Below are 20,853 nucleotides of genomic sequence, written 5' to 3' on the forward strand. Positions count from 1 at the left end.
ATCATGCAAATTCAATAGATGAAGCTTCAATCAACGCTGCAGAATCCTCATAAAAACGATATTCCTTAATCATCTCATCTTCCACTATGCAGAGCTGAACCCAATCACTATTAAATAACTTTCCTGAACTTTTTACAAGGTGTGAAAACTTGCCTTTAGCAATAACCAAATTACCTTCAGCCTCAACTACAGTATCTACTGTAAATTCTTTAGTTTCAAAAAGCGCTACTATATTTTTCAAGAATTGCTTTGCTTCTTGACGTGTGCGATATATACCGTGTAATTGCTCGATAGGACGCTCTTCTTCTTTAACACTAACGATATAGGTGTTTGGATGAAAAATATTAAGTACTTCGTCTAAATTGCCATTAGTAAATGCTTTGAAATAAGATTTTACAACTTCTCTATTATTTTTAACGGCTTTCGTGTCTTTGTTAATAAAAGTATTAAATGCTTTATCAAGCTTTTCTATCTCTAAATCGTTTTTAATTCTTTTAGTATTGACATCAAAATTGCTTTCGAAACTACCTAAAGAATAAGTTGCTTTTAATTTTCCTCCCCAGAGTGGAACTAAATTCGCCAACAAGCCCAAATGTGTTCTGGCACCAGTGAAACCAGGTGAAGTACTCAATAATAAAACTGGTTTATTGTCAAAGAATTTTTGAGTTATTACCGATAACCAATCTATAATATTTTTTAAAAATGCTGTAGGTAACCCATTATGTTCTGGTGAGGCAATTATAAACCCTTCACTCTCTCTAAACATCTCATATAAGTCTTGTATGGATTGCGGTATGCATTCGGAATGAATTCGTTGTGAATAAATAGGAATATCAAAATTCTTTAAATCTATAAATCGAATGTCATAATCAGAGTACTTCTGAATTACAGATTGAACTAATTTTTCATTTATTGAATCTGGATTGTTACTTCCAAAAAAAGCTAATATATTCTTCATGATTATTATGTTTTATTTGTTTGATATTATTTTAAAGCTTCACCAAGTTTGCTGACATTGTGAAGCCATTTTTGACGTTGTTCTATAGATGAATCCTTTACTGGAGCTAAATATGTGATTTTTACAGGTTTTATGCCACAAAACTCAAGCACTCCTTTTTTCATTTGATTAATGATTGGCTTCTTCATAAATAAGCTATGATACCAACTTACTGTATCCGATGTAATCACCATTCTTGATGTTTTACCTTTCAACAGCTTCTTTGGAAACACTTTACCTTTTTGATACTTAAAAGTGATCCCTGGCAAAAAAGTTCTATCGATAAAACCTTTTAATAGCGCTGGAGTACCATACCACCACATTGGAAAAAACCAAACAATATGATCCGCATCTTTTAGTTTTTCAACAGCATCTTCTAAATCAGGCTCTAATATGTGAGGTATACGATAACCATATTTTAGGATAGGATCAAAATCCAAATCAATGAGATTGATTTTTTCCACATTAGCTTCAACCATAATTGCGCCTTTTTCATATCCTTTAGCCAATGCCCAGTTAAAGCTTTCCTTATCGGGATGCCCATTTATTATGAGTATTTTTTTCATTTTTAATTGTTTTAATAGTTGACTTTACTGATTATTCTTAAACAGATAAATCCATATAATTCTTGAAATCCGCATATTAAATGATGACATAAGTGCTAATACCAACATTATCCATAGAAATACTTTTAGGTTTAAGGGTGTATCGTAGAAGTATGAACCAATTCCTGCTGTAAATAAAGCTTGGGCAACACCAATGGTATAACTTATATACATAGCACCGAAAAAAAATCCTGGCTCTTTTTCGAACTTATAGCCGCACTTATTACAAGTTTTATGCATCTTATTTCTAAAAAAATTGAAATAAATATTCTTATCCGTATAAATATGCCCTTCATGACAATTTGGACATTTGTTTGTCAATATTCTTTTTATCGTTTTCATAGTTTATTTTGCATTTGTAACTTCAGCGATATAAAAATCCCGAAGTCTACGATTACCATATCGTTGTGCTACTGAATCTTCTTTCATAAGTGTTAAAAAGAATTCAATAGGTCCATATGTATTTACAGAGGTAAACTTTTTCAATACCCAAATAGTCAGTGTACGTAGCCAATTTGGTAAATGGAGGATTTGTACTTTTCTATGATGTGCCTCAAATGCCATTTCGGCAATTTCATTATGAGTAAGTACATCTGGTCCACCTATCGAAATTTCCTTTACTGGATCGTCAATTAGATTGATGCATAATTCAGCCAGATCTGCACCATGAATTGGGTTCATCAATTGTTCACCATTTCCAAATAAGAAGACTTTTCCTTTTTGAGACATGTCTAAGAAATCTTTCATATCTGAAAAGAATCCGTTTGGACGCACAACAGTGTATTCTAAACCGGACTTTCTCAATTCATCGACGAAAGCTTCCTTAGCCTCTGTAATTTTCAAGTCTCGATGTTTATCACCATTAATAACAGATACATAAATAAATTTTCTAACGCCTCCTTTTTGAGCTTCACGCAATAAATTTAGATTTGCTTGATAGTCTACATCCATGTAGGTTAATCCATCTTTTTGGCGTGTAATACCTACGGTTGAGATTACTGTGTCAACATTTTTGCAGATACCCTTTAATGACTGTTGATCTGTTACTTGCACTTTTACTATTTGCAATCTCGATGACTCAATATATTGAAGTCTCTCTGGGCTACGCACAATCAACCTTCCGAAGAGCTTTCTCTTTTCCATTTCTTCTACGATATAGCGACCTAAGTAGCCCGTTGCTCCTGCCAGAAGAACTATTCCGTTTTTTTGTTTTGGTAACATTTTCAAGATGTCTTGATTAATTATTTTGAATGTATTGTTGAATACCTTCTTTAACAAGTGCCAACACGTCTTCCCATTTTGGTGAGTTATCAGAAAAGGTGGCATCCATATTTGCAATAATTGAGAATCCGTAGCTACCATTTTCTTCTATTTCCATATAACTTGATACTCCTAAACTGTTGCCACCATGCGACCAACTATCGTCTGTTTTATACCAATACAATCCGTGGTTTTCTGCAAAACCATTGGGTACAATACCCAAATCCAATTGTGGAGTAAACATCAATTCATAGAAAGTAGTTGCAAAAAGTGTATTGGATTGCCCTTTAATACCTTTGATCATATCTAAAAGATAATTGAGCAAATCATCATTTGTGGTATGAATGCCACCCTCAGGATAACCGTGATTTCCATAAAAAGGTAATGGTGTGTTCTTATCCAAATAAGGAATTGCCCATTTTTGCCAGTCTAATTGCGTCATATCAAAAGTTGACGTATTCATTTGCAAGGGCTGTAAAATGTAAGTGTCTACATAGAATGCAAAGTTTATATCGGTGGCAGATTCAATTACATAGCCCATTAATGATGTCGCAACATTTGAGTATGACCACGTACTTCCTGGCTCAGCATCGATAAAATTGTTTTCTCCATACAGTGCTCCATCTTCTACAAAGTACTCAGTTAAATAATCTTCTAATGAGACTGGGTTACTAACAGAAATACCCAATTGATTAACCAAAATGTCTGCTCCAGTAGTGGACATATCTTGTCCTGGTAGAACAAAATAATTCGTCGTTAGATACGTATTTGGATCATCAACTATTCCTGATGTATGTGTTACTAAGTGTCTTACAGTTATTACTGCTTCAGGTTTTCTAAGATTAATAATATCTACAGGAAGCAATTCATTGATAGGTGTATCTAAAGTAAAGTAACCTTGTTCAATGGTCTTTGCCGTAGCCGCTGCAACAAAGGTTTTACTCATTGAAGCGACATTTATTACTGTTTGATTGCTAAAGAACTGGCTTTGTTCAATACTTTGAAATCCAAAGGCTTTATTAAAAGTAACATTGTCGTTTTGTACAATATTAATTGCAAAACCAGCTACCTCCTTTATATCTAATACGTCTTGCAAATATGCTGTCAAGTCTGCTTGCGTAAGAATTTCTGTTGGTGAAGGGATTTCTGAAACTACATCATCATCATTTGAGCAAGCCATTGTAAATGTTGTTAATAGAATGAATAAAGCTGTTTTGATTGTGTTTTTTGCTTTGTGTAACATAACTGTTCGTTTTTTTGCTCTAATGAGCTGGTTCATAAATTTTAATGATACAAAGGTGTCGCGAAATACAAAGTCAGTCGTTCTGAAATGAAATTCAGAACGTAAGAAGTGAGATTTAGAACTTATTACATTCTAAATAGAAGAGAAATAAAATTTGATTGATATACTCTAACTAATTACAGTTGGGAATTTAACCACTGCTTTGGTGTTAGTGCTTCTACCTTTTTGAAGTAAGTATTAAAAACTGTCTTTGAGTTGAAACCACTATCGTAGGCTAACCCTAATAAGGTAAGATGCTTGTTTTCTGGTTTTAATGCTATTTCCTTAAAGTGGACTAAACGATGTGTATTGATAAGCTCGTTAAAATTGGTTTTTAGGTTATCGTTAATGAACTTTGATAGTTTGTTAGGGTTGATGTCTAACTCTTTTGCTAATACTCGTAACGATATTTCAGGATTTAAATATAGTTTGGACTTACTTAAAAGCTCCTCTAATTGTGTTTTTAACTTTGAGGATTCAGCATCGGAGAATGTTAGTACTGATGCATTAGTTAATTGTGGAACTATTAGGGTCTTAATTTCTTCGTTTGCAGAAACACTCTCTACTAATTTTTTATATCTACTCGTTTGCCTTAACGGTTCTATAAATGGGTCGAACTGAAAGTTGATTACTTGTCCGATTCTTTCGTCTACCAATACTTCTAAACGGTTTAAAGCTTCTTCTATTTTATTACAATGTATTAAGTAGTATAAATCCCAAAAGACCATCAAGTTTTCTGCATCGGTCGAGAGTAACTCGTTATACTCAATATTTTGTTTATTATTAATAGCATTATATAACTCTTCAACCATAACCAAGAACTTATCGCTTAAAAACGTCTTTGCGAATGCTATGGCTTCTTTCTTATTCTTTTTAAATATTAGACACGCTAATTTTAAATGTCTGCTTAAATCAAATGTTTTGTCAATCTTTAAGGAACTTTCGAAACATTTAATTGCTGCATCAAAATCACCCTTTAGGTAGAAAATATTTCCTCTTGTATAGTAGTGATTTGGTGATAGAGGATTTATTTTAAGTATATGGTCTGTCTCTTTTAAAGCTTCATCGAAAAGGCCATTTGCTGTATATAATTCTGCCAAGGCTTCATTAGCTTCTCCAAAATACGGATTGACTTTTAAACATTGTATAAGTTCTTGATACCCTTTTTTGAATTGCCAGTTACCCCAAAAACTTATGGTTGCCTTTGCGAAATGTCCCATATATGAACCTGAATTTAGTTGGTAGCCTTTTTCGAGATATTCATTAGCTTTTTTAAGACCATCAACTCTGTCTATATGCCTCCAACTGGCAATTATGGCATAGCACCAACCAATAGCCACTAAAGGATCTGCATAATTGGTATCAATACTAGCACTTTTTTTATAATAGTCAATAGCTTTCTCCATATTAACCAAATTCCAGGTTAATTGATAGTGTCTGCCTTTGAGATACCATTGATAAGCTTTTAAGTTTTGAGTATGAATGGTTGATAGAGATTCATCTATTTCAATATGTCCAAAGTTCTCTCGTATCTTATCCGCAATTAACAGACTTATTTCATCTTGTAGTGCAAATACATCGTCCAATTGCCTGTCGAACTTTTCGGACCATAAAAGAAATCCGTTATCGGTACGTGTTAATTGTGTTGATATACGAATCCTATCTTTTGCAATTCGAATACTCCCTTCAACCGCATTTGTAACGCCCAGCTCATTACCGATAATTCGAATATCAGCAGGCTTATCTTTGAATGCAAATGAAGATGTTCTTGCGGTTACTTTAAGTCCTTCAACTTTTGAAAGTGCATTGATAATTTCTTCGGTAATTCCATCAGAAAAGTAATCATAGCTATTATCACCACTCATATTTCTGAATGGTAAAACGACTATAGACTTATCAATATCTGTAAATTTCTTATTTAAATTCAATCAAAGTGTAGTTTCAATCAAAGATAATAATTGATTAGAATAAATAGAATATCACTTTTTACCTATATGCATTCAAAGAGAAATTGTATAAATACGAATAATTATAACCTATTTACCGATACAGAAAGTAAAACATTAACAATGATAATTGTTAAGTTTTCTATGGTACAAAATTGGTACAGTAAAAATCAAAAATAAACAAACTAGAGCTTCAAATCTATTATTATCAAAAACTATTTATGAACTATGGTTAAAAAGCATTATGATCATACAATCACTACTTTTTTTAGAGAATTTGCTAAAAGCCAAGCTGAAGATGTAATACTTAGCGATTATCCAGTAAAACTCTTCTTAATTGAATCAATTGTTTTGTTTAATTATATAATTTAACACTAGTCCTAATAGAATTAAAGCTACTCCCAATAAACTAATAAAGCTATAGACTTCATTTAACCATATTACTCCAATAATCATTGTAAAAACCACTTCAATGTATTTTAACGGTGCTACTTGATTTATTTCTCCAGTTTGAAATGCTTTTGTCATATAGTATTGTCCAAAATATCCAAAAACACCCAAACTATAAAGCGATAACCATTCATATCCTATTGGAGTAATCCATACACTAAAAGACAAAATACCTGCACTAACAGAGGCAATAATCATAAAATAATTGACGACAATAATTGGATGATCTTGATTTCCAATTTTTCTAATCAATATAAAAACTAAACCAGTAAAAACAGCTGATAAAATAGCATAAAATATTCCTAAACCACTTAAGTCATTATTAAACCCTTTTAAAACAAACACACCAATTAGTGCAATGGCAAAACAAATCCATTGTAAATATTTTGTATTTTCTTTAAATAATATTACTGCGAAAATGGTTGCGAAAATTGGCGAAATATACCTTATGGAAACAGACGCTCCCATAGACAAATATGTTAAGGATTTAAAAAACAATGTCATTGCAATAAATCCTGTAACCCCTCTTAATATTAATAAGGTTTTTTTATTACCAAGTATTGAAATTCTATTTTTCAAAATGAAGGGAATGGTAAATAATAATGACCCTATTGATCTAAAAAATACAATCTGATAAATATTAAAACGTCCTAAACTTTTTACAAGTACATTTAAAATAGAAAAGGCTAAGGCACTTAAAATCATAAATACTATGGCCTTTTTAATCATAAAAATCAATCTCTATTCATTTGTTTTAAAAACTTTACAGTTTTTTTAAACTATAATTGGAAATGCTTGTATCAAAGTAAATATGCTGTTTAGACAAATTACTTATCATTTTTTGAATATCTTTTAGTTTAGGGTAGATTTTTGAAATTACTAAAGCTCGATCTACTCTTCAGTCGTAACTACTTTTTATGAATTCAAATTCTTTGGTTTCTTTAAGTGTAATTGAATATTTATAATGATTCATTCTTTTACACTTTCAATAATATTTAATACCAGCCTTGTAGTTTTCTCAATAGCTTTAAAATCATACTTACCTTGAGTATCTTTTTTTATCAATTTTGATCCCATTCCAACACAAGTAGCACCTGCTTCAAACCATGATTTTAGGTTTTCTTTATTAGGTGAAACTCCTCCTGTTGGCATAATACTAGTCCAAGGCTGGGGTCCTTTAATAGTTTTTATAAATCCCGGACCATAAATTTCACCAGGAAACAATTTTACTATTTCACATCCTAATTCTTCTGCACGAGCGATTTCAGTGAGTGATCCACATCCAGGAGACCATAATACTTTCCTTCGATTACAAACTATTGCAATATCTTCTCTAAGTACAGGAGTTACAATAAAATTGGCTCCTAAAGCCATAAATCTTGAAGCAGAAGCAGCATCGGTTACTGAGCCTACTCCCATAATCATTCCATGCAAATCTTTAATAACATATTTATTTAATTCTCCGAAGATTTCGTGAGCAAAGTCTCCTCTTGCAGTAAACTCCATTAATCTTGCTCCTGCATTGTAACATGCTTCAAGTACTTTTTTACAATCGTCTAGACTACTATCGTAAAACAAAGGGACTAATCCCGTTTGTCTCATTACCTCAACGACTTCTATTCTCGTATAACCTGCCATAATATTACTATCTTAATACTTTACCCGTGCTATCCCCATCTAAAAATTTTTCAATTTCATTCATAGAAATAAGATTATAGTCACCATATATTGTATGCTTTAAACAACATGAAGCCACAGCAATATTTAGAGCTTTTTGTTTATCATTTGAATGCTTTAACAGTCCATAAATGAGTCCCCCCATATACGCATCACCACTTCCAACCCTATCAACTACAGGAGTAACTTCTTTGATATCTGCATCATAAATATTTCTCTTATCATAAAGAATACCACCAATTCTTTGGTGCGAAGCACTTACAGAATAACGTAAAGTGGTAGACATAATTTCTAGTTCAGGACATATTTCAAAAATCTTATTGTAGAGAATAGGTAGGGTTTTTAGGTTTTGATAATTAGGGTTTACCTTATCTATTCCCAACATAAAACTTGCAGTATCAATATCACCTAAAATTATGTTACTATATTTTAGTAATTCTGGCATAACTTCTTTTGGCGATTTACCATATTTCCATAGTTTAGATCGATAATTTAGGTCGCAAGAAATTGTAATACCTAACTTTTTTGCAGTTTTGACAGCTTCTAAACACTCCTTAGCAGCTCCAACTGATATAGCAGGAGTAATTCCGCTCCAATGAAACCAAGTGGCGTTCTTTAATATGTCATCCCAATCAAAAGTGCCTTTTTTTATATTGGCCATAGCACTATTTGCTCTATCGTATAACACATTACTTGGCCTTGTACCAGCCCCTGTTTCAAGAAAATATATGCCTAATCTATCACCCCCAAAAATAACATTATTTGAATCTACACTTCTCTTACGCAATTCTCTTAAAGCTGTCTGACCAATTTCATTATTTGGTAATTTAGTAACAAATTCTGAAGCAATGCCAAAATTAGCAAGAGATACAGCTACATTAAATTCTCCTCCGCCATATGTTGCATTAAAAGATTTCGCTTGAGAAAATCTTAAAAAACGTTCGGTAGAAAGTCTTAACATTAATTCACCAAAGGTTACTACCTTTTCCATTATTACTTAATTTTGTTATATACCTAATGCCTGTCCACCACCAATTTGAATGGTTTCGGCTGTAACAAATGACGCATCCTTACTTGCTAAGAATGAAACAACACCTGCGACATCATTAGGTTGTCCTAGTCTTCCCAACATAATATTATTTGCCCAAGACGCAAAGACTTCTGGCTTTGTAGCCTTAATTTGCGCATGAAACGGTGTATCTATAGTCCCTGGTGAAACAGCATTAACCCTTATTCCGTATTCTGCTAAATCTTTAGCTAAAGCTCTGGTAATAGCATGAACACCTGCTTTAGAGGTACCATAAATTCCTGCACCTGGTCCACCAGCAGTCCAACCAGCGTTAGACGTATAATTGATTATAGAAGGATGTTCACCTTTTTTAAGAAATGGAATAGCTGCTCTTGATGCAAAGAAGACTGAATCTAAATTTAATGCCATTACAAACCTGTAAAACTCAGTAGTCATATCTTCAAACCTAGATCTTCCTCCAAGTCCACCAGCATTATTTACAAGTACGTCAATTTTACCATATTTCTCACCTATCTTAGTAATGTTTGAGACCACTTGATCTTCTTTGGTAACATCAAATCCATAATACTCGGCATTAATACCAGCTTCAGATAATTCCTTTACCCTTTGAGCTCCAGCATCATCTTGTATTCCATTTAACAATACTGTATAACCATCCTCACCTAATCGTTTAGCTACGGCAAAACCAATGCCTCCAGTTGCACCTGTTACTACTGCTATTTTATCTTTATTTTTACTCATGCTTTATCTTTTATTTTTATTTCTATTTTGCTTTAAGAGGTTGAATTTTTGGGCATAATATCCATATACTTGCCATAGTAATAATAGCTAATGTTGCTCCAATTATAAAAGCAGGTGTGTAATTACCACCTAATGTTAGCCAAGGCACCAAAGCCGTTAAACCAAATGCCCCTAATTTAGCAGCCATACCAGCAAATCCTGACAAAGTTCCTACAGATTTTCCGCCAAATAAATCACTTGGTAAGGTTTGGACGTTGCCAATTGTTGTTTGGAAACCAAATAATATAACTGCCATTAATACCACTGCTGTTTCTGGTGCTCCGGGGTTTGCCATTGCCAACAATGTAGGTAGCATAATCATACAACCTAAGGTGATTATGAACTTACGAGTTTTATTTACTGTCCATCCTGCCTTTATGCGATTTTGAGCTAGAAGTCCACCGAACCAAGCTCCAATCATAGCACCGACATATGGAACCCATGCATAAAACCCAATTGCTTTTACATCCATACCATAAACCTCATTTAGATAAATAGGTATCCAAAAAATAAATAACCACCAAATAGGATCGATTGCTGCCGAGGCTATAATAACTCCCCAACTCTCTTTATGTGACAATAACTCACTTGTGTTTGGATTATAGCCTTCATCTAAACTATCGTGCTTATCCATATTTTGATTGTTTTGTCCTGTTAAAATATAATCACGCTCTTCATCAGTTATCCATGGGTGCTTTTTAGGTGGAGATTTTACTAATATCCACCAAGGTATGAGCCATAACAACCCTAATAATCCCACAACTATAAATATATATTGCCAGCTTAAATAGACAGACAAAAAACCTATTGTAGGAAAGGCTATTATTCCTCCTATTGCTGCACCTGAGTTAAAAAGTCCTTGAGCAAATGCTCTTTCTTTGGTTGGAAACCACTCTGCATTTCCTTTTGCTGCACCTGGCCAGTTTCCTGCTTCAGCAATACCTAATAAGGAACGAAAAATACTAAGGCTAACAACTCCTTTTGCAAAAGCGTGTAATGCAGTTGCAATAGACCAAAAACCAATTGATATTGTGAAACCTATTCTAGTTCCAACTTTATCAAATATTTTTCCAAAAATGGCTTGGCCAAAAGCATAGGATAATATAAATATGGTAGAAATGATTGCATAGATTTCTTTTCGTTCATCTGGATTTTTTTCAGGATATAATTCCTCGGCCATATCGGGCCATAAAACAGGCAATGCTTGGCGATCTATATAATTGATTATAGTAGCAAGTGCTATTAAACCTACTACCCACCATCTTAAATTTTTAATTTTCATTATAATAAATATGAATTTAAAATGGTTAGTTAAATATTATAACAATATTGATACAAGACACTAAAGTGGTCTTTCATTTTTTGTTTCGCCAATTTTGGATTTTGCTCTTGTATAGCATCATAAATGGCTTGATGTTCTGCGATACCTAATTCTGCCAAACCTTTATCACAAACATGATATTTTTCGAAGTTGGTAATTATTTCTGGAGTTATAATTAACATAAAAGTATTCATAGTACTATTACCACTTGCTTTTGCAATGGCTAAGTGAAACAGTAAATCCTCTTGAACGGCATCTTGACCATCTTTTACTTTTATAATATATGCATCTAAAGCCTCTTTCATCTTCTTTAAATCATTCTCTGTTCTTCTCAGTGCAGCTAATCTTACAGTTTTCAGCTCTAATAATATTCTAGTTTCAACTAAAGATTTAAAATCAGGGTCCTCAAGTCTAAGGATATCCTCAATCATTCCATTCATGGCTATAACACCTATGTTGGCAACGAACGTTCCACTCTGTGGAATAGAATTTAGAATACCATAAAACTCTAATTTTTGTATAGCTTCTCTAATGTTACTCCTTGTTACTCCAAATTTATCAGACAACATTCTTTCGGAAGGTAATTTATCACCCGGCTCAAGATTTTTATAATTTATAAGATCTTTTATCTTGGATATAATAGTCTTCTGAAGGCTAAGGCCTTCCATTTTTTGTAATGCTTCTAAATTCATATTTATTTTAATTTCCAGATATTGGTTAACCAGATATTTACACTTAAATTTATATAATTTAATTTATAATATGTAATAATTATTAAAGTTTTGTCATACTTATATTACTTCTTCTATTTTAAGATAAAATAGCATTGTATTTGCCAAAAATAATCAATGCGAACTTTATCAATGACTCACTTCTAATTCATAAAATCGTACTTTTGCATAAGCCCCTTTGTCTCTAGTTTGAAAATAATTACCAGCTTTGAAATAATTTTCAAAAACACCCCATTTTTTTATATGTATATTTTCATAAACTTTATACTCATTTCCGTTTAGTACAATTACCATTTTACCCTCTGAGACTTTTACCTCTAGGGTGAACTTCCTGAATCCCACTTCTTGTTCAAAATTAAATCCTTCATCATCACCCCAAGCACTTTCATGAAAAATTTCTGGTTCTACAGCATTTGGATTTTTCAAAACTTTTGTCTTAACTCTTATTTTTCCTTTATCCCAATAAATTTTTAATATTGGAGGTGCATTGTTATCATCTTCGTTAATTAAATCTCTTTGCTCATTAGTCAATCTACCATGAATTTGCATAATGATAACACGATGATATTTCCCATTATCATCTCGTGTTACTTCATCCATTTCTATTTTACCTTTCATGTACGCACCATCCTTAAAAGTCCAATTCTTGTTGTTATTACCAGGCTCCATTTGCTCTCTTAGCTCTGATCTTGTATACTTTGTGTTTCTAGTTTTTGAATCGGTAGGCATAGCATGAAATACTATTGCGCCTTTAATAGAATCTATATACATGTAAGGTTGTGCAACTTCATTGGATGCAAAATTTAAAATCTCAGGTGGCTCAATCTCATAAGGCTTGCCTTTATCATTTGTTACAGGGAGCGTGACTTTCCAATGATTGAGATCAATTTTTGGTAACTTAACTTTTTTCTTTCGCTTCTTTTTTTTCTTTTTCCTTTCTTTTTTAACCTCCGTATGCTCTTTCTCGATTTGTTGTACCTGAGACATAACGCAAGTTGTATTAAAAAGTAATATTATAAATAAAAACAGTACTACTCGAAAATTAAATATGTTTATTAAATTACATTTCATCAATTCTACATTAAAATTAAGGCGTACTTATAACTACATCAGTAATAAAAACTTCATTGCTAGAAGCAACTGTAGTTGTTGGTACAAAATAAAAAATAACAAACCTCTGATCAGTAGACACCAATATATCATTAGGGTTTTCATCTACACGATCTTGGGGAAAACTGAACGTTGCATCGGCATTAAAGTTAAATGAAATTTGTTGCCAATTATTAATGGCATCAGAGACTACTTGCTGACTAGCTAAGGTTAGTGAAGCCAAATCATTATCACTAGAAGGCTCATCAGATAAAATATAAAATGTACCTTCTATCTCACCTACAGGAGTCGTTTCAGATTTAACAAATACTGAAATTGAATACCCTTCTACTCCAATTTCTACTTCAAAAGGTTGATATGCTCTTTCACCTGAACTGTCAAACTTAAGAGATCGACCTGAAGTACCACCTGCTGATTGCGCATCGGTACCAGATGAGCTTGCTTTGTCTGTAGTTCCTGTACCGCCATTGTTTGCTGGGTTAGAAACCCATGCTTCTAAATCGTCATTCCTCCAAAAGTTAAAAGGAGTGTCTGATCCATCATTGAATGTATTATCGGGATCGACAGTCCAAGCATCAACAAGATCATTGTTATTATTTTCTGCAGTTGGATAGCTTTCAAAATCTGCATTTTGAATAACCGCATCAAAGGTCGGAGTTATACCTCCTACAGGAACTTGTATTGTTATATCCCTTGCGACACCAGCTTCATTAGTTGTTGTTAATGTAACATCATAGGTGCCTGCCATAGCATAGGTATGGGTAGGGTTAACTTCTGTAGAGGTATTACCGTCTCCAAAATCCCAACTATGGGTAACCGCCAAGAGCGAGTCGTCAGTAAACTGTACCGTTAATGATGAAGTAGTAAATGTAAAATTGGGAACGGTAGACAAAATTAAACCTTCAATATTTTTAGTCACAAAAAATTCTCTTCCTAAAAAATTGGTTGCTGTTAGTGTAGCTTGAAAAACATCTTCCGTTAAGTATGAATATATCGGACTGAAATCTGGATCTTCTTCAGTATCTACTTCACTACTCCATTCTACTGAATTACCATCACCAAAATCCCAAACTAACGTATTTGCACCAGTTGTTAAGTTATTAAAAGTAACTTGTGAATCTAGAGTTGTAAAGTCGAAATCTATAAATATCGGTGACACGTCTACTGTAGCAGTTGCTTCAAGGCCATCAGAACTTATTGTGGTTAATTGTACTGTATACAAACCACCAATAGTATACGTATAATCAGGATCTGCCTCTGTTGACGTATTTCCATCACCAAAATCCCATAAATAAGAAACGGCATCTGTTGAATAACTTCTGAATATTATGGTTAAACTATTGTCAACATCTGTACTTGTTGTAAAAAATGTATTGGGTTGTATATTGTCTATATTCCCTGTGGGTGGAACAAACTCTTCAAACCCATCATCATAGCATGAAATTAATAAAAGCGTAAAAACAAATATAATAAGGCTTGCTATATGTTTTTTAATTAGTGTATGAGTCATAATATTATGTTGTTTATTGTCTAACGACTATATTAAAAGCGTCTAATCTTGCTTCATCACCTGAGTTGTTTGCAAAAATTATAACAGATTCATTTTCACCAGCTTCAAATGTTATTGAATGTTGCTTAAAAACATTTACAACTCTACCGGCGTTAGTATCTATTCTCGAAGCAATTATATTTTCTTCTAATTGTGCCTCAGCAAAACTTGAAGTATTAGGGCTTAGGATAGATACCTTCATCTGACCGTCAGCACCTAAATTAAATGCGCTAAAATATGTTATAACATACTCTGCACCTGGAGTAACATCAATTTCTTGATAGGCAACTCTATCTCCACTAGCAGGGAATTTTGCAGCTTGTACACCATCAGGCAAATCAGCTCCTACTCCAGGGCTTGTATCCGTATTAATCTGTATAACTGTTGTACCTCCACCTGATGGGCTCCATGCCGCATTACTTGGCACTCTCCAAGAGTCTCTGCCATCACCAGTTCCATCAAACAAACTGTTATCTTCAAAACTAGCCTCTTCTATTTCTGGTACAGGTATAGTAGGCACAGCCTGATTAACTGTAATTAATCGTTCAGCATAATCAGACTTATCTAAGTTATCTGTAACTGTAAGACCTACGTTATAGATTCCTGGACCTGGAAATTCAATTATTAATTCTTGGTCTTGTAATGTTGCATCATCCAAGGCTAAAATTTGAGCTTCTAAATCTGCGACATTTTGTAAAGTTGTATCAGAAAGTGCATTTTCTGCGGCTGCTAAAGCTATTTCTAAGTCTGCTATTTGTGCTTCCATTACTGCGACTCTAGCTGGATCATCTTCACATGGTATCTTAAACTCTAACTCTTCAATATCCTCTTGAATGGCAATAACATCAGCTAATTCTGCTTCTATTTGTAATTGAAGAATTGGTAAATTTTTATTAATTAATTGAATATCAACATTATTATTATCCATATCGGTGATACTCCAAAGGTATTGCGTTCCATTAACAGCTAAATTTGATCCTGCTTGAAAGTTAAATTGATAGTTTGCAGACAATTCATTGTCCTCGCAATCAAACTCAGCAAAAGTAATCTCACTAAAATTGTAAAAAGGTGTTGGTCCTGTAACATCTTCTAAATCGCCAACATCTGCTATATCATCACTTACGCAAGCACTTAATGCTAATAAAGCTATTAACGCAAACGATTTTAAGCTTAACACATTTGTCTTCATAATTATTCTATTTTTAATAACCATTATTTTGCGTGTAAAAGTTCGGTAAGTTGTCTATTTCCCTTTGTGGAAAAGGAAGGTATTTTCTATCTGCTGTGTAACTCAAACTATTATCAATTGAGAATTGTTGCAGTACATTATCTGCTTCTCCAAATCGAATTAAATCGTATAAGCGTTGATTTTCATAAACCAACTCAACTCTTCTTTCATCTAAAAGTTCTTGCTTTGTTAAAACTGCAAATACTTCTTCAAGACCTGCTCTTGCTCTTACTTGATTGTATGCGTCAATAGCTCTTTGATCTGTAGTACTTTCTGCACCAGCTAATATAGCTTCTGCATATAATAATAATACATCAGCATATCTCAAAATTATCCAATCGTTATCTCCAATTTCCCCGTCTGTTGGGAATTTGGCATTGAATGTATCATTTGTTATATCAGAAGGGTTGTATGATAACCTATCAAAACTCACATAAAATCTAACAGGTTGTAATTCGGGAGTCATAACATCTAAAAAATCCAGTGAGGCTATATTGACACCATTAGAAGGTCCTTGTAATGTCATTGCAAAACTAAACGACTCCGAATCGGTCTCAACTTGATCGTCTAAACCACTATCACTTGTTACATAGTTGTCACTACTAACCAAATCGTAAGCTATAGAAAATATAATTTCATCATTTATTTCTAATGCTGGATTATTAGACCATGATCCATCAAGAATGCCATCGTTGAACCCTTCAGAAATTTCATTGCCAAATACGTTTCCATAATCAATAACCAAATTTGCGAAGTACTCTTGATCTGTTAAAATATCAATAGTTGGATTCATTGGATCTGGATTAAACTCAAATTGTTCGGCATCATCTATGTCTGTAAAAAGTAAGTCATAACCAAAGGAAGTATTATTTTCTACAACCGAGGCTAATAATAATTCTGCTTCAGAGTAATTTGGGTTAGGCTGACTTAAATAGGCTTTAGCAGCTAAACAAATAGCAGCTCCTTCCGTAGGTCTGTATCTGTTCTGCTCTCCTCCATTTAAAAAGGCTATAGATGTACTAAAATCGTCAATGATTTTTTCATAAACTTCTGCTTCAGGCAATTGCGGATAATCTCTTGCTTCATCTATATTTGGGTCTAAAACTTTGTCAATATACGGTACATTTTGATATGCTCTTACTAGATTAAAATGACATAATGCTCTCATAAAATAGGCTTCCCCAACAGTATATTGCTGATTCTCGGGTGCTAAAAAACGGTTATCTATAATTGTATTGGCATGTTTAATTGCGGCCATATTATTAGAATAGTATGTAGCAACATCACCATTGTTTGGGTCTACATTGTATCTGTTAATTTCTGGGAAATTTCCGTTTTCGGTATTTGCTCTTACATTATCAGATCTTAGCTCTATCAATAAGAATTCATTTGCTGGAACTTTTTGATAGGCATCCAAAACACCATTAGCCAATAACTCAAACCCATTTTCTGTTTGTAATAACTCTTCTAAAGAAAGTGCTGTTGGGTTGGTAAGATCTAGTTCTTCTTCACAACTTGTAAATAAAGGTGAAATAGAAAAACAAACGACTATGAATTTTATATATATCTTTCTCATAATTAATTAAAATTGTAAGTTAACTCCTAATGAAACGGTTCGTACTATTGGACCATCACCTCTTTGGTATCCAGAAGTTAATGGTGTATTTGCGTTATTTGATGTTTGACCAGCAGCTTCAGGATTAAAGCCTTCATAACCCGCTGCTGTAAAATAAAATAAATTCTCTCCTGTCATATAAACTCTTAAGTTACTAACATTTAAGTCAGATAATATAGATTCTGGAAAAGTATAACCCAAAATGATATTTCTAACAGCTACAAAAGATGCATCTTGAATATGATCATCAGTAAATCTTCTATGCACTGTTAAATCGAAATCTGGAAAATTAGACACTGGATTTGCTGCCGACTCACTAGCATAATATAATTGATCCAAGTCTGCAACTCTTACTTCAGCACCATGTGATCCTTCTAGCTGTACTGAAAAATCAAAATTATAAAACGTTAGAGATGTATTGAATCCCCATGTAAAGTCTGGATATGGGCTACCTAATTCTGTTCTATCCTCATCATCAATAATTCCATCTCCATTTAAATCCTTAACATAAACTCTAGCAAAATCATTATTAAATCTATTAAATGGATTATCTATCCATTCTAAAGGGACTTCTCTATCATAAACCCAGCCATAAAAAGATGTTATTGGTTGACCAACTCTGGCTATAAACTCTGTAGGCCGGGTATCTTGATCTATTCTAGAAATTATTTGTTCATTATTCCCGAGGCTAACCACTTCATTTCTATTTAAAGAAAATTGACCAGAAGCAGTCCATCTCACTTTTTCATTTGAATATAATCTTGAATTTAATTCAATTTCAAAACCTTCATTTTTCACCTCACCTATATTCTGTAACCAATTGTCCACACCATATACTGCAGCTACTGGCGCAAACAAAATCAAATCTTCACTTGTTCTTTTATAATAATCCAAAGATAAATTGATTAAACCATTACCAAATGTAATATCTATACCTGGATTGAATTCTATAAGCTTTTCCCATCCTAAATTTGCATTTGCAAGGGTCACCGCTTTTACTCCAGGGGCTCCATCATACCCTACAGTACTAAATGTTTCTTCAAATCTATAAAGTGATTCATATATATTATTGGATATTTCGTTAGATCCAGATACACCATAACTGGCTCTTAGCTTTAAGAAAGTAATAAAGTCACTTGATGATAAAAACTCTTCATTTGATATAATCCAACCTGCTGATGCTGCTGGGAAAAATCCGAATCGGTTATTAGATCCAAATCTTGTGCTACCATCTGTACGAGCTGATATTTGTAATAAATATTTTTCATCATAGTTGTAATCTATTCTCCCAAAATAGGACACAAGCTTTTCTCTGGCATTATCTGTAAACGTAGTTCCACCATCAGCAAGAGCAATGTTATTATTAAAATCATCTGTAAAACCAACAGCTTCTGATTCCTGTCTATAAAAATCTCTTAGAGTAAATTCAAAACCTAATATAGAATTGAAACTATGCTTACCAAAACTTTTCTTATACCTTAAAATAGATTCAAAAGCATACTGATTGATTTCATCTCTTCTTTCATTTCTAAAAGCTTCTTGTTCCCTATTTTCTTGACCGAAGAAGAAATCTGCAGCTGTATTTTTAGTATGTCTAAAAATTGCAGATGCTGTTTGCCTAAAGGTTAGACCTTTTGCTAATTTTACATCAAAATATGTAGCTGCATTTAGTGTAAACTGTTTTTTCTCTCTAGATCTTTCTAAAAAATGCACCAATGGATGAACATTTCTAGTGGTTGACAAGGTTAATCCACCAGATGTTAAATCACTTGCCAAAGGCAAACCAGTAACTGGATCCCTAGCAATAGCTCTAGGATTGTTAGGGTCTACTGTAAACACATGGTCAAAAGCTCTAGAAAATCCGTAACTACCTACTCCTATATTCTCAAATTGAGCACCTGCATCTCCTGGGTCTGACCCTGTAATATAATTTAGGTGATCTTCATTTAGATATAGAGGTAAATGACCATATTGCCTCAGTGGATCTGTAAATCTAGATGGAAGCCTAACTTGATCATTGTAATTAGCACGTAAGTTTCCTCCAAATTTGATTTTCTTATTTCTTGATTTGCTATCGACCTTAATTCTAGCATTGTATTTTGTAAATTTATCTTTTAGCGCTACACCTTCATCCTCAAGATAGGCAATAGATGCTGCATAGTTTGTTAATTCGGTACCCCCTCTAACTGATAAAGAATGACTTTGTATTACACCTCCTTCGAAAATCTCATCTTGCCAATTCTTTTCACCTCCACCAAGAGACGCTATAAAATCCATAGCTTCTAGTTCAGCATATGCATTATTATAATCATTGATGATACGATCTAAATTTTGACTATCTGAGGAAATTTGATCGACAACTCCTTGTAGGTTATTTAGTCTTGATCTTTCATCAGAAATAGATGTATTGAAATTGTCATTATTTATGGCATATCTATACCCTGTAAATGTATTATAGGAATACTGTGTCTTACCTGTTACACCTTCTTTAAGAGTTATTAAAATCACACCATTAGCACCACGAGAACCGTATATAGCTACCGATGACGCATCTTTCAACACACTTATAGATGCTATATTATTATTATCTATAGAGCCTAATATATCTGGTTCTGTTCCTAAAACAATACCATCTACAACAATCAATGGAGACGATGAACCTGTAATTGACCCAGGACCTCTTAATGTAATCTTAGGATCACCACCAGCCTCTGAAGCTACAGTTTGTATTCTTAAACCTGCTACTTTACCTCTAAGGGCATCTTCCACACGAGGTACAGAAAGGTCTTTAATATCCTTACTAGAAACTTTTGTTAAAGCACTCGTTACATTTCGCTCTTTTTGATCCCCATAGCCTATTAACACTACTTCGTCCAAAACATTACTATCTTCTTCTAGAGCAATTGTTAATGATAGTTGCCCGCTAACCACAACCGTTTGAGTTTTATAACCAAGGTAAGAGAACTGTAATATATCCTCACTATTTACTTCGATTGCAAAATTTCCATCAAAATCTGTCGAAGTTCCTCTTGATGTATTTAGAATAAGAATGTTAACACCTGGAATAGGCATTTTATCTTTAGCAGAAGTTACTGTGCCTTTTAAAGTATAAACGTCTTGAGCAAAAATTACAGCACTAAATAACAAAGCAACTATAATTGTTAGCCTAATTTTTAAAGTCATATTAAGTGATTGATTTAGTTAGCTATTTGGTAAACCAAATTGGTAAACCAAATTGGTTTACCAAATATATATAAATTTTGGTTAACTAC

The 20,853-nt window shown here is 33.3% G+C and carries 17 protein-coding genes; all 17 read right to left on the minus strand.

The genetic code is table 11. From position 1 onward, the window contains the following. Position 1: 1 nt before the first annotated feature. Complete coding sequence (locus Q0912_RS08485; protein WP_299114041.1) at positions 2-958, minus strand: NAD(P)H-dependent oxidoreductase; 957 nt, start codon at positions 956-958, stop codon at positions 2-4. Positions 959-984: 26 nt separating this feature from the next. Continuing rightward, the gene (locus Q0912_RS08490; protein ID WP_299114043.1) at positions 985-1,563 is read right to left on the minus strand and encodes an NAD(P)H-dependent oxidoreductase; all 579 of its coding nucleotides are present in this window, start codon (positions 1,561-1,563) and stop codon (positions 985-987) included. Between the two features lie 24 nt (positions 1,564-1,587). Then, positions 1,588-1,944 carry a DUF983 domain-containing protein gene (locus Q0912_RS08495; protein ID WP_299114045.1) on the minus strand — a complete coding sequence of 119 codons (357 nt, stop codon included), beginning with the start codon at positions 1,942-1,944 and terminating at the stop codon, positions 1,588-1,590. Positions 1,945-1,947: 3 nt separating this feature from the next. After that, on the minus strand, positions 1,948-2,823 hold the full coding sequence (locus Q0912_RS08500) for an SDR family oxidoreductase (RefSeq protein ID WP_299114047.1): 876 nt from the start codon (positions 2,821-2,823) through the stop codon (positions 1,948-1,950). A gap of 16 nt (positions 2,824-2,839) precedes the next feature. Next, positions 2,840-4,105 (minus strand): serine hydrolase domain-containing protein, encoded by a 1,266-nt coding sequence (locus tag Q0912_RS08505; RefSeq protein WP_299114049.1) that lies wholly within the window; start codon positions 4,103-4,105, stop codon positions 2,840-2,842. Between the two features lie 176 nt (positions 4,106-4,281). Next, on the minus strand, positions 4,282-6,072 hold the full coding sequence (locus Q0912_RS08510) for a helix-turn-helix domain-containing protein (protein WP_299114052.1): 1,791 nt from the start codon (positions 6,070-6,072) through the stop codon (positions 4,282-4,284). A 360-nt stretch (positions 6,073-6,432) separates the two neighbouring features. Then, positions 6,433-7,269 (minus strand): DMT family transporter, encoded by an 837-nt coding sequence (locus Q0912_RS08515; protein ID WP_299114054.1) that lies wholly within the window; start codon positions 7,267-7,269, stop codon positions 6,433-6,435. A gap of 240 nt (positions 7,270-7,509) precedes the next feature. Continuing rightward, positions 7,510-8,178: a bifunctional 4-hydroxy-2-oxoglutarate aldolase/2-dehydro-3-deoxy-phosphogluconate aldolase gene (locus tag Q0912_RS08520; RefSeq protein WP_299114056.1), complete on the minus strand. Its 669-nt coding sequence runs from the start codon at positions 8,176-8,178 to the stop codon at positions 7,510-7,512. A gap of 7 nt (positions 8,179-8,185) precedes the next feature. Beyond that, positions 8,186-9,208, minus strand: a complete 1,023-nt coding sequence (locus Q0912_RS08525) for a sugar kinase (RefSeq protein ID WP_299114058.1) — start codon at positions 9,206-9,208, stop codon at positions 8,186-8,188. Between the two features lie 15 nt (positions 9,209-9,223). Next, on the minus strand, positions 9,224-9,988 hold the full coding sequence (locus tag Q0912_RS08530) for an SDR family NAD(P)-dependent oxidoreductase (protein WP_299114060.1): 765 nt from the start codon (positions 9,986-9,988) through the stop codon (positions 9,224-9,226). Between the two features lie 22 nt (positions 9,989-10,010). Continuing rightward, entirely contained in the window at positions 10,011-11,309 is a 1,299-nt protein-coding gene (locus Q0912_RS08535; RefSeq protein ID WP_299114062.1) for an MFS transporter, read from the minus strand. Between the two features lie 29 nt (positions 11,310-11,338). Then, entirely contained in the window at positions 11,339-12,040 is a 702-nt protein-coding gene (locus Q0912_RS08540; RefSeq protein WP_299114064.1) for a FadR/GntR family transcriptional regulator, read from the minus strand. 168 nt (positions 12,041-12,208) lie between these two features. Next, positions 12,209-13,066 (minus strand): polysaccharide lyase family 7 protein, encoded by an 858-nt coding sequence (locus Q0912_RS08545; RefSeq protein ID WP_299114066.1) that lies wholly within the window; start codon positions 13,064-13,066, stop codon positions 12,209-12,211. 100 nt (positions 13,067-13,166) lie between these two features. Continuing rightward, positions 13,167-14,699, minus strand: a complete 1,533-nt coding sequence (locus Q0912_RS08550; protein ID WP_299114068.1) for a PKD domain-containing protein — start codon at positions 14,697-14,699, stop codon at positions 13,167-13,169. A 13-nt stretch (positions 14,700-14,712) separates the two neighbouring features. Next, the gene (locus Q0912_RS08555; RefSeq protein WP_299114070.1) at positions 14,713-15,927 is read right to left on the minus strand and encodes a hypothetical protein; all 1,215 of its coding nucleotides are present in this window, start codon (positions 15,925-15,927) and stop codon (positions 14,713-14,715) included. Positions 15,928-15,940: 13 nt separating this feature from the next. Further along, a complete protein-coding gene (locus tag Q0912_RS08560; RefSeq protein WP_299114072.1) occupies positions 15,941-17,542 on the minus strand; it encodes a RagB/SusD family nutrient uptake outer membrane protein in 1,602 nt (533 codons plus the stop codon). A 6-nt stretch (positions 17,543-17,548) separates the two neighbouring features. After that, positions 17,549-20,764: a SusC/RagA family TonB-linked outer membrane protein gene (locus tag Q0912_RS08565; RefSeq protein WP_299114074.1), complete on the minus strand. Its 3,216-nt coding sequence runs from the start codon at positions 20,762-20,764 to the stop codon at positions 17,549-17,551. Between the last annotated feature and the right edge of the window lie 89 nt (positions 20,765-20,853).

The organism is uncultured Winogradskyella sp., assembly GCF_947498345.1.
Taxonomy (GTDB): Bacteria; Bacteroidota; Bacteroidia; order Flavobacteriales; family Flavobacteriaceae; genus Winogradskyella.